Raw genomic sequence first — 14,922 nt, forward strand, 5'->3', positions numbered from 1 at the left:
ATGAAAGTATATCGAGCTATTCGTACCTGAGCAAGTGTTTTCGCAAAATATTTTATACGGCGCCTTCGGACGGTTTCTTGCCGAGCTCGACACCGAGCTGCTTGAGCTTGCGATACAGGTGCGTGCGCTCGAGGCCCGTCTTCTCCGCGACGCGCGTCATGCTGCCGTTTTCGCGCGCGAGGTGATATTCGAAGTACGCACGCTCGAACGCATCGCGCGCTTCACGCAACGGAATGTCGAACGGGATCGCGGCCGTCTGGCCCGCGAGGCCGAGCGCCGAAGCCATGTCGTCGCCGAGCGTCGGCAGCGCGGCCGCGGATGCGACCGCCGCCGGGCCCGCCGCCTGCCCCGCACCGGCCTTCGCCGCCGCGTTCGCGGACACCGGCGCCGCACCGCGTGCGAGACCGTGCTCGACGGACTTCAGCAGCTTCTGCAGCGCGATGGGCTTCTCGAGGAAATCGAGCGCGCCGATCTTCGTCGCCTCGACGGCCGTATCGATCGTCGCGTGCCCGGACATCATGATCACGGGCATCGTCAGCAGCCCCTGCGCCGCCCACTCCTTGAGCAACGTCACGCCGTCGGTATCGGGCATCCAGATATCGAGCAGCACGAGATCGGGCGCCTGATTCAACCGGTATTCCCGCGCGGCCTGCGCGTTCTCCGCTGCCTCGACGACATGTCCTTCATCGCTGAGGATCTCCGAGAGCAATTCCCGGATGCCCATTTCATCATCTACCACCAGGATGGTTGCCATTTACGCTGCCTTTGTCTGCTCACTTGCTTTTGTCTTGGCGGGAGCCGTCCCGTCCTGCACGCCCGATTCGGCGCCTGGCGCATCGCTCGCCATCTGCAGGAACAGAATCGACACCTGCGCACCCTCGACGGTCTCGCCGTGCATGCGATTGCGCAGATCGATCCGCGCACCGTGCTCATCGACGATTTTCTTGACCGTGGCCAACCCCAGCCCCGTGCCCTTCGCCTTCGTCGTCACATAAGGCTCGAACGCGCGGGTCAGGATGCGCGCCGGAAAACCGGGCCCGTTGTCGGACACGGTAAGACGTACCGCGACGCGTGTTTTGCCCTCGGCGTCGGGATCGCCATATTCTACTGTCTTGGTTTCGATCAACACACGCGGATGCGCTGACTCCGCGACCGAATCCTGCGCATTCTGCAGCAGGTTGTGAATCACCTGGCGCAATTGCGTCGCGTCGCCGCGAATCACCGGCAGCGACGGCGCGAGCTCGGCGACGATCGCGCTCTTGCCTTCGCCCACCCCGTACAGCCCGAGCACCTCGCTCGCCAGTTCGTTCAACTGCAGGTTCGCGAGCACCGCCGGCGGCGTGCGCGCGTATTCGCGGAAATCGTCGACCATCCGCTTCATCGCGGCCACCTGGTTGACGATCATCGTCGCGCCGCGCTTGAGCACATCGGCGTCGGGCGGCGCGAGCTTGTCGGACAGCTTCATCTGCAACCGCTCCGCCGACAGCTGGATCGGCGTCAGCGGATTCTTGATCTCGTGCGCGAGCCGGCGCGCCACCTCGCCCCACGCGACCGAACGCTGCGCGGAAATCACGTCGGAAATGTCGTCGAACACGACGACGTAACCGGACGTCTGCGGATCGTCGGCCTGCCCCTCGATCGTCGATACGAGGCGCGTGCCGCGCACGAGCAGCGTCAGCGGATCGGCTTCGCCCGGCACCTCGATCGCGAACTGCTGCTGCCAGTGGCCGCGATCGCCGCTGGCGCCGTCGGATGCCGCCTCGCGATCGGCGAACGCCTTGCGCACCATCGCGCCGAACCCGGCGGCCACGCCGATCCGGTCGAGCGTCGTGCCGATCAGCGCGTTGAACGGCTGCCGGAAGATCCGCTCGGCGCCGCGATTGGCCGTCGTCAGCCGGAACTGGCGGTCGAGCACGAACACGCCGGCCGTCAGGTTCGCGAGGATACTCTCGAGATACGTCTTCGAATGCTCGAGCGCGACACGGTTCTTCTCGACCGCGAGCCGCGCCTCGGACAACTGGCGCGTCATCGCGTTGAACGACTGCGTGAGGAAGCCGAGCTCGTCGCGCGTCTTGATCTCGCGCTTCGGCGTGTAGTCGCCTTCCGTGATCTCCTTCGTGCCCTGTGCGAGCAGGAACAGCGGCCGCGCGAGCTGCTGGCCGAGCGCGAGCGCGAGCATCATCGCGATGAACGTCGCGAGGAACAGCGCGAGCGTCAGCGTGCCGATGTACATCTTGCGCAGCCCCGTGCGGCCGAGCGCCTTTTCCTGGTACTCGCGATACGCGCGCTGCACGGCATCCGCGTTGTGGGCAAGGGTGGGCGGCACCGGCTGGGTGAGTTGCAGGAAGCGCTCCGCCGGCTGCAGCAGCGATGTCGTCGCATCGGGAATCGGCCGCACGACGCGCAGCCGCAGCGCACCCTTCGCACCGTGCGCGCGCGGGTCGCCGTCGACTTCGCCCTCGATCGCCGCGTACGCGCCGTGTTCGCGCGCCTGGCTCAGCATCAGCGGCGTCGGCAGGTCGTCCGGAATCAGCGCCGCGAAATTGCCCGACGCCTGCGCGACGATGTGCAGGTCGGGCGCCGCGCCCGAGCCGCCGCGGCTCGGCTCGACGATCGTCGCGTCCTGCACGCCGAACTGGTCGCGCAGCCGCAGCAGCGTGAGTGTCGTGCCGTTCGTGTTCGCGTCGGCGCTCGCGAGCTGGTCGGACATCAGCCGCGCCTTCGTCTGCAGATCGGACAGCGACGCATCGAGCATCCCGCGGCCGAGATTCAGGCCGGCCGTCAGCGCCGTCTCGACGTTCACGTCGAACCACGACTCGATGCTGCGCGACACGAACTGGTACGACACGATGTAGATGATCCCGCCCGGCACCACGCCGACGAGCGCGAAGAACACCGCGAGCTTCGCGAGCAGCCGCGTGCCGAACTTGCCCCTCCTCAGGCGCACGACGATCATCCCGATCAGCCCGAGCACCACGAGCAGGAACACGAGCGCGACGACGATGTTCGTCGCGTACAGCCACGAGTAGTAGCGATCGAAGAATTCGGTGTTCGCGCTCGCGGCCGCGAGCAGCACGAGCAGCAGCAGTGCGGTGAGCGCGACGGTCGAGACGATCACGCGAACGAGGAGGCTCTTCCCGCTGGCCGCGCGGCGCACTTTATTTAGCACGTTCGGTCACCGTGAAAGTGAAGCGCTTCCAGTCCGACCCGAGCGTCCAGTCGCGGTTGTTCACCGCATCGACCTGGAACGGCTTCGGCATCAGCGCCGTATCGAGCTGCATCCGCACCGATGCCGTGTAGGTTTCGCCCGAGCGCACCTGGCTGCGGTCGATCACGTGCCACGACGTGATGTGCCTGATGACCGCAAGCGCATCCTTCAGCGACGGGAAACCGAGCTGCAGGCCGCCCGTCGACACGCGATACTCGCGCGTGAGCGGCTGGAACGACAGGCGGATCGTCTGCGACACCGATACCGGCTGTTCGTCGAGCCAGTACCAGCGCGCACGGCTCAACTCGAAATCCGTCGTGAAATACACCGGAATGCCTTTGTTGACGGCATCCTCGAGGCTCGGGTTCAGCTCGAAATCGAAGCGGGCATCGAGGCTCCAGCCGCTTCCGTCGGCCTGGAGCGACGCGCGCTGCACGGCGATCGACTCGGCATGCGCCGGCCGGACGACAGCCAGGCACAGCGTCAACGCGACCATCAGGACGGCCGCGAGCCGAAGTGGAAAAAGGTGTTTGATCGTCACCGTTTCTGAAACCGCGCGTAGAAAAATCCGTCGTGATCGGTGTTCTGGTCGAGTGCGCCGGCGGCCGCCCCTCCCTGCACTCCGCCCGGCAGCAGTTGGCCGGGGGCGTCCAATCGTACCGCATCTTCACAGGCCGCTTCAAACCAGCGGGCCTGCAATTCGCCTTCTTCGGGGAAGACCGAACAGGTCACGTAAAGCAGTTCGCCGCCCGGCTTCACGAGCGGCCACAACGCCGACAGGATGCGACGCTGTTCCGTGACGAGCGCCGGGATGTCGGCCTCGCGACGCAGCCAGCGGATGTCCGGGTGACGACGCACGATACCGGACGCCGAGCACGGCACGTCGGCCAGGATACGATCGAACGGGCGCCCGTCGTACCACGCGTCGGGCGCACCCGCGTCGCCGACGCGCACGTCCGCCGCGAGCGACAGCCGCACGAGGTTCTCGCCGATCCGCGCCGCGCGCGCGGCGTCGCTTTCCAGCGCAACGACTTCCGCATCGGCGAGTTCGAGAATATGACCGGTCTTGCCGCCGGGCGCCGCGCATGCGTCGAGCACGCGCATGCCGTCACGCGCGCCAAGCCATTCGGCTGCGAGTTGCGCACCGGCATCCTGCACCGACACGACGCCGTCGGCAAACCCCGGAATGCGATCGACCGGCAGCGCCGACGCGAGCCGCACTGCATGCTTGCCGATCGCGGTCGCTTCGATTCCGCTCGCCCGCAGCGTATCGAGATACGCGTCGACGCTCGCGCGGCGCGCATTCACGCGCAGCGTCAGCGGCCCCTGGCGCTCGCCGGCCGCGAGGATCGCCTGCCATGCGTCGGGCCATGCGCGCTTCACCGAATCGACCCACCACGCGCGGTAATTCCAGCGCGCGACGACATCGTCCTGCAGCGCCGCGACGAGCGCGTCGCGCTCGCGCAGGAAACGGCGCAGCACCGCGTTGACCATCCCCTTCGCGAACGCGCATTCGCGGCGGGCGCCGATCACGGTCACGGCCTGGTCGACCACCGTGAACGGCGGATACGCGGCCTCGTCTGCCGGATCGAGCAGCAGCGCGAGCGCGCCGGCAAGGACTGCGTGCACGTGCGCGGGCGGCGCCTTGCTGATGAGCCGGCCGATCAGCCAGTCCGCACTGCCGAGACGGCGCATCGTCCGGTAGGCGACGTCCTGCGTCGCCCCGCGCGCAAGGGCCTGCGTACCGGACGCCATCTGCGCGAAAACCGCCGAGAGTGCCGCCGGCAGCGCGGTGCCGCGTCGTACCGCATCGACCGCCTGCGCGGCCGCGTCGAGCGCGAAGCCGAGCGAATCGGGCGCGAGATGCAGCGCGGACAGGCGCGCCGGGCGGCCGGAAGAAGACGGAGCGGTAGAACGGGTTCGTGTCATCGGAGCAAATTCGGCAAACAAGCGCGGCAAGCAAATACGGCAAACGGCGGGATCGCGGCACTCGCATGGCCCCGCGGTCCCAAACCGGGCATTGTAGCGTGCGACGTTGCAGCCCCTTTGGCCCCTTTACGGCACGCACAAATGAAAACCCCGCAGCGCGAAGCGTGCGGGGTGGCGTGGCGGCCCCCGAGCGGCAACTGCCGCACGGGGTGCCGGGGCTCAATCGAAGCGGCCGGTACGCGCCATCTCCATCAAGCGCGCGATGCGCTCCTCGGTGGCCGGGTGCGTCGAGAACAGGTTCTGCAATCCGCCACCATGCAGCGGATTCATGATCATCATCTGCGCCGTGGCCGGATGCGCTTCCGCCGCCTGGAACGGAATGCCTGCCGCATAGCGATGGATCTTGTCGAGCGCGGTCGCGAGCGACTGCGGATCGCCGGAAATCTGCGCGCCGCCGCGGTCGGCCTCGAACTCGCGTGCCCGCGAGATCGCCATCTGGATCAGCGCGCCGGCGATCGGCGCGAGCAGCGCGACCGCGATGCCCGCGATCGGGTTGGCCGGCCGGCCGTTCTCGTCGCGCCCGCCGAAGAACATCGCGAAGTTCGCGAGCGCCGAGATCGCGCCCGCCATCGTCGCGGTGATCGTCGAGATCAGGATGTCGCGATGCTTCACGTGTGCAAGCTCGTGCGCCATCACGCCGCGCATCTCGCGCTCCGACAGCACGCGCAGGATGCCCGTCGTCGCGGCGACCGCCGCGTGCTCGGGGTTGCGGCCCGTCGCGAACGCGTTCGGCGCATCCTCGTTGATCAGGTAGACGCGCGGCATCGGCAGGTTCGCGCGCGTGGCCAGCTCGCGCACCATCCGGTAGAACTGCGGCGCCGTGTTCTCGTCGACTTCCTGCGCGTTGTACATGCGCAGCACCATCTTGTCGGAGAACCAGTACGAGAAGAAATTCATGCCGAGCGCGAACAGCAGCGCGATCGTCATGCCGCGTGAGCCGCCGATCATCCCGCCGATCACGATGAACAGGGCCGTGATCGCGGCCATCAGCATCGCCGTTTTGACCCAATTGAACATACCCACTCCTTATCCGTCAGGGGACCCGCCGCACATCACAAGGCACGGCGGAAAATTGTAAGCGATTTGTTAGATAAGGTCTTGCCGGAAAAATTCAATCTCAGCGTTGCGATGCCGCAAGACGAAGGCCGAGGCCGACGAAAGCGCTGCCGACCGTGCGGTCGAGCCACTTCCTGACACCCGGCTTGCCGGAAAAGCGCGCCGTGACACTGCCCGCAACCCAGGCGACGAGGCTGGTCCACACCGTGCTCATCGCGACGAACACGCCGCCGAGGGTCAGGAACGCCAATGTCTTGTGCGGGCTGTCGGCCGACACGAATTGCGGGAAGAACGACACGAAGAACAGCACCACCTTCGGGTTCAGCACGTTGGTCCAGAAACCCTGCATGAACAGCTGGCGCAGTGGCTTCGCGGCTTGCGCGGCCGCCTTGCCCGACGGCTCGCCCGCCTGCTTCGCGATGATCATCCGCACGCCGAGGTAGATCAGGTAGGCGGCGCCAACCAGCTTGATCACCGTGAACGCGGCAGCCGATGCCGCGAGCAGCGCGGTCAGGCCGAATGCGCAGGCGAGCGCGTGCACGCAGCAGCCGGCCGAAATGCCCAACGCCGACATCAGCCCCGCGCCACGGCCCTGCGCGACGCTGCGGCCGACGATATAAGCCGTATCGGGGCCGGGCGTGACGTTCAGCAGGAAGACTGCCAGCACGAAGAAGCCGAAATGGGTGATGCCGAACATGAAAACCTCGAAACCGGAGAGCGCAGGGAAATTCTACGCGCGCCTGCCGCACCGCGCGACTCGGCCGTCCGGCCGATTGCGCACGCCCGGCAGGCCGTGTCGAATAGCGGTCAGGCCGCCTCAGGCAACGTCGGTCAGCGCAAAACGCTGGCCCGCGGCGAGCGGCGAACCGGCCAGGAACTCGCGGGCGGGCAGCCGCTTGCCGCCCGGCTTCTGCAACTGCGTGACGCGCAGCGCACCGCTGCCGCACGCGACGACCACGCCTTCCGGCGCGGCTTCGACGATCGTGCCGGGCAGCGCGTCACCGCGCGCCGCCACGGGCTCGGCCGCCCACAGCTTGATCGCCGCGCCATCGAGCGTCGCGACGCCGCCCGGGAACGGATCGAACGCACGCACCTGGCGCGCGAGCACGTCGGCCGGCTTGCGCCAGTCGAGCGCCGCTTCATGCTTGCCGATCTTTTCCGCGTAAGTCACACCGTCGGCCGGTTGCGGCGTGGCCGGCAGCACACCGTCGCGCTCGAGCTGCACGAGCGCGTCGACGATCAGTCGCGCACCTTCGGCAGCGAGCCGGTCGTGCAGGGTCGCGGTCGTCTCGTCCGGCGCGATCGCGATGCGCGCCTCCTCGATCATCGCGCCGGTGTCGAGGCCGATGTCCATCTGCATCAGCGTGACGCCCGTCTCGGCGTCGCCGGCCTCGATCGCGCGGTGGATCGGCGCGGCGCCGCGCCAGCGCGGCAGCAGCGATGCATGAATGTTGATGCAGCCGCCACGCGGAATGTCGAGCACCTCCTGCGGCAGCAGCAGGCCGTATGCGGCGACCACCATCACGTCATGCGGAGTCGAGCGCAGCAGCTCGATCGCGTCGGCCGCCTCCGCCGGGTACTTGCCCGCGCGGCGCAGCGACGGCGGCTGCGCGACGGGCATCCCGTGCTCGACGGCGTAGCGCTTCACCGCGCTTGCCTGCAGCTTCATCCCGCGCCCGGCAGGACGATCGGGCTGGGTCAGCACGAGCGGCACCGGAAAACCGGCCTCGTGGATCGCGGCCAGGGCAGCCGCGGCAAATTCCGGCGTGCCGGCAAAAATCACGCGCAACGTATGGGTCATGACAGCTTTCAGGGTCGGGCAGGGCGAACGCGCGTCACATCGCGCGTTCGAGTTTCTTCATCTTCGTCTTGATGCGCGTCTGCTTGAGCGGCGACAGGTATTCGACGAACACGCGCCCCATCAGGTGATCCATCTCGTGCTGGACGCACACGGCCAGCAGGCCCTCGCAGTCGAGCTCGAAGGTCTCGCCCTGCTCGTTGAGCGCACGTACGCGCACATGATCGGGACGCTCGACTTCGTCGTAGATGCCGGGCACCGACAGGCAACCCTCTTCGTAGATTTGCTTCTCGTCGCTCGACCACACGATCTCGGGGTTGATGAACGCGCGCAGCTCGTTCTTTTCCTCCGAGACGTCGATCACGATCACGCGCTCGTGCACGTCGACCTGCGTGGCCGCCAGGCCGATGCCGGGCGCTGCGTACATGGTTTCGGCCATGTCGGCGACGAGCTTGCGGATCCGGTCGTCGACCTTGTCGACGGGCTTTGCGACCTTGTGCAGCCGCTTGTCGGGGTAATGAAGAATATTGAGTAAAGCCATGGCGTTCGGTATTCGGTGGGGCGGCATGCCGCATCGGCCATCCGGCCAGCTGGCGGTGCCGCCGGGATGCAATGAAGATGAGGCGGACGCGCGGCGAATCAATGCCGCGGATCACGCCTCCTGCAATTGGCCGGGCGCCTGCGCGCGCGGCCCTGTCGAGTATTTCGGATGATGAAAATTTTATCATGGCGCCACGCGGTCCGCTGGCCGCCGCATTCGAGGAGCGTCTCATGTCGCCGCAAGTGCTGACCACCTCCGCGCTGCGTGCGTGGCTGCAGCTCGCGCATGCGCCCGGCCTCGCACCCGCCGTGCTGCAGGCACTGCTCGACGCGTTCGGCTCGCCGGATGCGCTGCTGCGCGCGTCCGGCCAGGCGATCGCCGCCGCAACCAGCCCCGCCGCGGCCCAGGCCGTGCGCGCGAGCGAGCGCGGCGACCTCGACGCGCGCACCGACGCCGTGCTCGCCTGGCTCGATGCGCCGGGCAACGCGCTCGTCACGCTCAACGATCCGGCCTACCCGCCGCGGCTGCGCGACCTGCACGATCCGCCGCCGCTGCTATATGTAAAGGGCCGTCTCGACCTGCTGCACGCGCGCGGTCTCGCCGTGGTCGGCAGCCGCCACGCGACGCCGCAGGGTCTCGCCGACGCGACGCGCTTCGCCCGCGAGCTGTCCGACGCCGGGCTTCCGATCGTGTCGGGCCTCGCGCTCGGAATCGACGGCGCCGCGCATCGGGGCGGGCTCGACGGCCGGTCAGGCACGGTCGCGGTGATCGCGACCGGCGCCGATCTCGTCTATCCGGCGCGACACCGTGCGCTCGCCCACGAAATCGCCGCTCACGGCGCGATCGTGTCGGAATGGCCGCTCGGCACACCGGCCCGCGCCGCACACTTCCCGCAACGCAACAGGCTGATCGCCGCGCTCGCGATCGGCGCGCTCGTCGTCGAGGCCGCCCCGCGCTCCGGCTCGCTGATCACCGCGCGGCTCGCGAACGAACTGGGGCGCGATGTGTTCGCGATGCCGGGCTCGATCCACGCGCCGCTCGCGCAGGGCTGCCACGCACTGATCCGCGACGGCGCGAAGCTGACGGCGGCGCCGCTCGACGTGCTCGAGGAGTACGGGCTGGGCGAACCGGCGGTTCGCGCGGCGGGCGATGCATCGTGCACCGGAAATCAGCTCGCCAGCGCCGCCAACCTCCGCGGAACCGAGGCCGCTAGCGTCGCGCAGGCCGATCCGCTCGTTGCAACCGGCCCGCCGGCGCGAATCGAAGCATCGCCAGCGCGACCCCACAGCCCGTCCGAACAGGCCGTACTCGCCGCACTGGGATACGGCCCCGTCACCTACGAATGGCTCGCCGAACACAGCGGCCTGGCCGACGACGTGCTGCACGGCGCGCTGCTCGCGCTCGAGCTGGCCGGTCGCGTCGCGAGCGTCCCCGGCGGACGCTTCGCGCGCCTTGACGCAGCGCCCACCCCGGCCGCGCACGGCGTGCTACATTCCCCCGCATAGGGGCGGCCACGCCGCCAACGATATCCAAGGAAATCCATGCCCGCGCTGAACCTCGACACCGATGCGGATCGGATCGCCGAGCGCCTCGCCGATCCCGGCACGTTGCTCGTCGCCTGCCTGTGCGCCGAGTGGTGCGGCACGTGCCGCGACTACCGGGCGGCCTTCGACCAGCTCGCCGACGCGCATCCGGACACCTGCTTCGCCTGGATCGACATCGAAACGCATGCCGACCAGCTCGACGATCTCGACGTCGAGAACTTCCCGACGATCCTGATCGAAGATACCCACACCGCACGTTTCTTCGGCACGGTGCTGCCGCATGCGGCAATCGTCGAGCGGATGCTGTCCGACCTGAGTGCGGTACCCGGTGCGCCGCACGCACCGAAATTGCGCAACGTCCTGACCGTCGAAGCCTGAATTCACGAGCCGGCCCGGTGGTTTTGCGCCCGTTCGCGCGCGCCGCCGCGCCGGGCGCTTGCCGCCGTTGCAGGCCCCCTCTATGATGAGCCGCTTTTTGCACGCCGAGCCGCCGTCGCGTCGGCGTGTGCTATAAAGCGGTCGTTAAAGGGACCCACAACCGGCGAACCCGGTCTACCAACACACACCTGTCATGTCCAAAGCACTGATCATTGCGGAAAAGCCTTCTGTCGCGAACGACATCGCACGCGCTTTGGGCGGCTTTACCAAGCATGACGAGTATTACGAGAGCGACGATTTCGTCCTTTCGTCCGCTGTCGGCCACTTGCTGGAAATCGCCGCCCCGGAAGAGTACGAGGTCAAGCGCGGGAAATGGAGCTTCGCGCATCTGCCCGTCATCCCCCCGCATTTCGACCTGAACCCGATCGCAAAAAGCGAGTCGCGCCTCAAGGTGCTCACGAAGCTGATGAAGCGCAAGGACGTCGACCGCCTGATCAACGCATGTGACGCGGGGCGCGAGGGCGAACTGATTTTCCGTCTGATCGCGCAGCACGCGAAGGCGAAGCAGCCGGTCCAGCGCCTGTGGCTGCAGTCGATGACCCCGCAGGCGATCCGCGACGGCTTCGCGAACCTGCGCAGCGACACCGACATGCAACCGCTCGCCGACGCCGCACGCTGCCGCTCGGAAGCCGACTGGCTCGTCGGGATCAACGGCACCCGCGCGATGACCGCGTTCAACAGCAAGGGCGGCGGCTTCTTCCTGACGACAGTTGGCCGCGTTCAGACGCCAACGCTGTCGATCGTCGTCGAACGCGAAGAGAAAATCCGCCGCTTCATCCCGCGCGACTACTGGGAGGTGAGGGCGGAATTCGCGTGCGCGGGCGGCTTCTACGAAGGCAAGTGGTTCGACCCGAAATTCAAGCGCGACGAATTCGATCCGGAAAAGCGCGACTCCCGCCTGTGGAGCCTGCCGGCCGCCGAAACGATCGTCGCCGCGTGCCGCGACCAGGTCGGCACGGTCTCGGAGGAATCGAAGCCGTCGACCCAACTGTCGCCGCTGCTGTTCGACCTGACGAGCCTGCAGCGCGAAGCGAACAGCCGCTTCGGCTTCTCCGCGAAGAACACGCTCGGTCTCGCGCAGGCGCTGTATGAAAAGCACAAGGTGCTGACCTACCCGCGTACCGACGCGCGCGCGCTGCCGGAAGACTATCTGTCGACGGTCCAGTCCACGCTCGAGATGCTCAAGGAGAGCCACAACTACCTGCCGCATGCGAAGCAGGTGCTCGACAAGGGCTGGGTGAAGCCGAACAAGCGCATCTTCGACAACTCGAAGATCAGCGACCACTTCGCAATCATCCCGACGCTGCAGGCACCGAAGTCGCTGTCCGAGCCGGAGCAGAAGCTGTACGACATGGTCGTGAAGCGCTTCCTCGCCGTGTTCTTCCCGGCCGCCGAATTCCGTGTCACGACGCGGATCACCGAAGTCGCCGGCCATCACTTCAAGACCGAAGGCAAGGTGCTCGTCGAGCCGGGCTGGCTGCAGGTGTACGGCCGCGACGCCGAAGGCGCGGATGCGAACCTCGTGCCGGTGCAGAAGGACGAGAAGGTGAAGACGGACGAAATCGCCGCCGTCGCGCTCGTCACGAAGCCGCCCGCACGCTATTCGGAAGCGACGCTGCTGTCCGCAATGGAAGGCGCGGGCAAGCTCGTCGAGGACGACGAACTGCGCGAAGCCATGGCCGCGAAGGGCCTCGGCACGCCGGCCACGCGTGCGGCGATCATCGAAGGCCTGCTCGGCGAAAAGTACCTCGTGCGTGAAGGCCGCGAACTGATCCCGACCGCGAAGGCGTTCCAGCTGATGACGCTGCTGCGCGGGCTCGGCGTGAAGGAACTGACCGCGCCGGAGCTCACCGGCGAATGGGAATACAAGCTGTCGCAGATGGAGCGCGGCAACCTCGGGCGCGACGCCTTCATGCAGGAAATCGCCCGCATGACGCAGCAGATCGTCAAGCGCGCGAAGGAATACGATTCCGACACGATCCCCGGCGATTACGCGACGCTCGAGACGCCGTGTCCGAACTGCGGCGGCCAGGTGAAGGAAAACTACCGCCGCTTCGCGTGCACGAAGTGCGAGTTCTCGATCTCGAAGATCCCGGGCAGCCGGCAGTTCGAGATCGCGGAAGTCGAGGAGCTGCTGCGGGAAAAGACGATCGGTCCGCTTTCCGGATTCCGCAGCAAGATGGGCCGCCCGTTCTCGGCGATCCTGAAGCTCTCGTTCGACGACGAGACGAAGAACTACAAGCTCGAGTTCGATTTCGGCCAGGATACGGGCGGCGAGGAGGGCGAGGCGCCCGACTTCTCGACACAGGAGCCGGTCGGCGCGTGCCCGAAGTGCAAGGGCCGCGTGTTCGAGCACGGGATGAGCTACGTGTGCGAGCACTCGGTGGCCAACCCGAAGACGTGCGACTTCCGCTCGGGCAAGGTGATCCTGCAGCAGGAAATCACGCGCGAGCAGATGGGCAAGCTGTTGGCCGACGGCCGCACAGATCTGCTGCCGAACTTCAAGTCGTCGCGCACCGGCCGCAACTTCAAGGCGTTCCTCGTGAAGCAGCCGGACGGCAAGATCGGCTTCGAGTTCGAGAAGAAGGAACCGAAGGCTGCCGCCGCGAAGAAGACTGCGAAATCGGCGACGAAGGATGCCGAAACCGTGACGGAAGGTGCAGAAGAGAAACCGGCACCGGCGCGCAAGACCGCCGCGAAGACTGCAGCCACCAAGACGGCAGCTCGCAAGACGACGGCCCGCAAGACGGGCTCGTAACAGCCTGGACGCCGGGACGGGCTTTCTCCCGGCCTGTCCTGCTTCGGCAGGCAGCTATAAAAAAACGCGGATCGACTGCTCGATCCGCGTTTTTTCTTTGTGCCGGCGGTGACCGACGCCCGGTCGCCCGGTCGCCCGGGCCGTCGCGCCGTTACAGCGGCGACGGCGCCGCGACGCGCGTGCGCGGCGAACGCGGCAGGCGCGGCGACAGGTTCGGGTCGGCCGATTCCGGTTGCTCGGCACGCGTCTCGACACCGATCGGCGCGAGCGCGGAGCTCTGCGCGGCCCACTGCTCACCCATCGTCGCGTCGGTCGCGTGGCTGAAATGCTCGACGAGGTGGTCGATGAACGTGCGCACCTTCGCGGGCAGATGGCGCCGGCTCGGGTAAGCGATGTTGATCTCGACCTGCGGCAGCCGGAAATCCGGCAGCAACCGCACGAGCGCACCGCGCGCGATGTCACTGCCGATCAGGTAACTCGGCAGGATCGCGACACCCATCCCGAGCAGCGCGAACTGGCGCAGCATCGCGGTGTTGTTCGCGACAATCACGTTGGTCGGGCGCACACGCACTTCGCCGTCCTGCCCCGTGAACACACGCTCGTCGCCCCAGTATTCGGTCGGCAGGCTCAGGCTCGGATGCTCGGCGAGATGCTCCGGATGGGTCGGCACGCCGTGCTTCTCCAGATAGCTCGGCGTCGCGCACACGGTCATGCAGCCGGTGGTCAGGCGCCGCGTGACGATGCTCGCGCTGCGCATCTGGCGCGTGACGACGATGCCGACATCGAAACCTTCCTCGACCAGATCGACCTGCCGGTCGACCAGCGTGAGATCCGGCACCACTTTCGGGAAATTCTCCGTGTACGACTGCAACACGGGCGCGAGGTTATGCAGGCCGAACACGACCGGCGCGACGATGCGCAGCGTGCCGACCGGCTCGTGATTGCGCGCGACGACCATCTGCTCGACGTCTTCCAGCTCATCGAGGATCTGGCGGGCACGCTCCAGATAGACCTGGCCTGACTCCGTCAGGGAAAGGCTGCGCGTGGTGCGGTTCAGCAAACGCGTGCCGAGCCTGCCTTCCAGATCGGCGACGTGACGCGTCGCGACCGCGTTGGAGATATCCATTGCACTCGCGGCCCGCGCGAAACTGCCGAGATCTGCAACCTTGACGAACACGCGCATCGACTGCAAATGATCCATAAACGACTCCTGCCGCTGTTACAACTTCAAAAAGATGAAGCAAATGCGTAATTCTCCTACGACAGCGGAAATGATGCAGAGTTGCTCAACAAGGCCCCGGTTGACGATAAAAATAGTCAAAAATCCTCGCCCTCTGCGGATAGTTGATCCAATTATTCCGATTGGGACAACAATTGGGTGAACCTCGTCGTGTAAGCGGCCGAATCAGGAAGGACGTATTTGATGCGACACAACAGCGCACCCATCTGCCCGTCGCGCGAGCGGCGTCGGGGCAGGCTGCCGCCAATTGCGGCGGAGCGTAACAACCTGTTAAAAAGACACCACGAAGGCGGCTGACATAGCATCATGTCGGCCCCGGCCGGGCGGGACGGGTGCGCGAGGTGCGCCGC

General features: G+C 66.9%; 12 protein-coding genes. 3 read left to right on the forward strand and 9 right to left on the reverse strand.

Translation table 11 applies throughout. The features are described 5' to 3' along the window. Window positions 1–52: 52 nt before the first annotated feature. The 8 genes from esaR to def all read right to left on the reverse strand — a co-directional run bounded on the left by esaR (window position 53) and on the right by def (window position 8,592). Complete coding sequence (esaR, locus tag APZ15_RS03520; RefSeq protein ID WP_021163978.1) at window positions 53–754, reverse strand: response regulator transcription factor EsaR; 702 nt, start codon at window positions 752–754, stop codon at window positions 53–55. Beyond that, window positions 755–3,169, reverse strand: a complete 2,415-nt coding sequence (esaS, locus tag APZ15_RS03525) for a sensor histidine kinase EsaS (RefSeq protein WP_027788852.1) — start codon at window positions 3,167–3,169, stop codon at window positions 755–757. It lies immediately after the preceding gene. After that, a complete protein-coding gene (locus APZ15_RS03530) occupies window positions 3,159–3,749 on the reverse strand; it encodes a DUF4390 domain-containing protein (RefSeq protein ID WP_027789300.1) in 591 nt (196 codons plus the stop codon). Before APZ15_RS03530 ends, esaS begins: the two co-directional genes overlap by 11 nt. After that, window positions 3,746–5,137, reverse strand: a complete 1,392-nt coding sequence (gene rsmB, locus APZ15_RS03535; protein WP_027788851.1) for a 16S rRNA (cytosine(967)-C(5))-methyltransferase RsmB — start codon at window positions 5,135–5,137, stop codon at window positions 3,746–3,748. Before rsmB ends, APZ15_RS03530 begins: the two co-directional genes overlap by 4 nt. Window positions 5,138–5,356: 219 nt before the next feature. Continuing rightward, a complete protein-coding gene (gene htpX, locus APZ15_RS03540; RefSeq protein ID WP_006485774.1) occupies window positions 5,357–6,214 on the reverse strand; it encodes a zinc metalloprotease HtpX in 858 nt (285 codons plus the stop codon). 100 nt (window positions 6,215–6,314) lie between these two features. Then, the gene (locus APZ15_RS03545) at window positions 6,315–6,950 is read right to left on the reverse strand and encodes a LysE family translocator (protein ID WP_027788850.1); all 636 of its coding nucleotides are present in this window, start codon (window positions 6,948–6,950) and stop codon (window positions 6,315–6,317) included. A gap of 120 nt (window positions 6,951–7,070) precedes the next feature. After that, a complete protein-coding gene (gene fmt, locus APZ15_RS03550; RefSeq protein ID WP_027788849.1) occupies window positions 7,071–8,054 on the reverse strand; it encodes a methionyl-tRNA formyltransferase in 984 nt (327 codons plus the stop codon). Between the two features lie 34 nt (window positions 8,055–8,088). Continuing rightward, window positions 8,089–8,592: a peptide deformylase gene (gene def / locus APZ15_RS03555; RefSeq protein WP_011353573.1), complete on the reverse strand. Its 504-nt coding sequence runs from the start codon at window positions 8,590–8,592 to the stop codon at window positions 8,089–8,091. Window positions 8,593–8,777: 185 nt separating this feature from the next. On the opposite strand from def, the gene dprA reads away from it, so the two are divergent. The 3 genes from dprA (at window position 8,778) to APZ15_RS03570 (ending at window position 13,332) form a co-directional block, all read left to right on the forward strand. Beyond that, window positions 8,778–10,097, forward strand: a complete 1,320-nt coding sequence (gene dprA / locus APZ15_RS03560) for a DNA-processing protein DprA (RefSeq protein WP_027788848.1) — start codon at window positions 8,778–8,780, stop codon at window positions 10,095–10,097. A gap of 36 nt (window positions 10,098–10,133) precedes the next feature. Continuing rightward, entirely contained in the window at window positions 10,134–10,514 is a 381-nt protein-coding gene (locus tag APZ15_RS03565) for a thioredoxin family protein (protein ID WP_027788847.1), read from the forward strand. A gap of 193 nt (window positions 10,515–10,707) precedes the next feature. Further along, window positions 10,708–13,332 (forward strand): DNA topoisomerase III, encoded by a 2,625-nt coding sequence (locus APZ15_RS03570; protein WP_027788846.1) that lies wholly within the window; start codon window positions 10,708–10,710, stop codon window positions 13,330–13,332. Between the two features lie 151 nt (window positions 13,333–13,483). On the opposite strand, the gene APZ15_RS03575 is transcribed toward APZ15_RS03570, so the two are convergent. Beyond that, on the reverse strand, window positions 13,484–14,533 hold the full coding sequence (locus tag APZ15_RS03575) for a LysR family transcriptional regulator (protein WP_027788845.1): 1,050 nt from the start codon (window positions 14,531–14,533) through the stop codon (window positions 13,484–13,486). Window positions 14,534–14,922: the final 389 nt, after the last annotated feature.

It is taken from the genome of Burkholderia cepacia ATCC 25416 (genome assembly GCF_001411495.1).
In the GTDB taxonomy this organism is placed as follows: domain Bacteria; phylum Pseudomonadota; class Gammaproteobacteria; order Burkholderiales; family Burkholderiaceae; genus Burkholderia; species Burkholderia cepacia.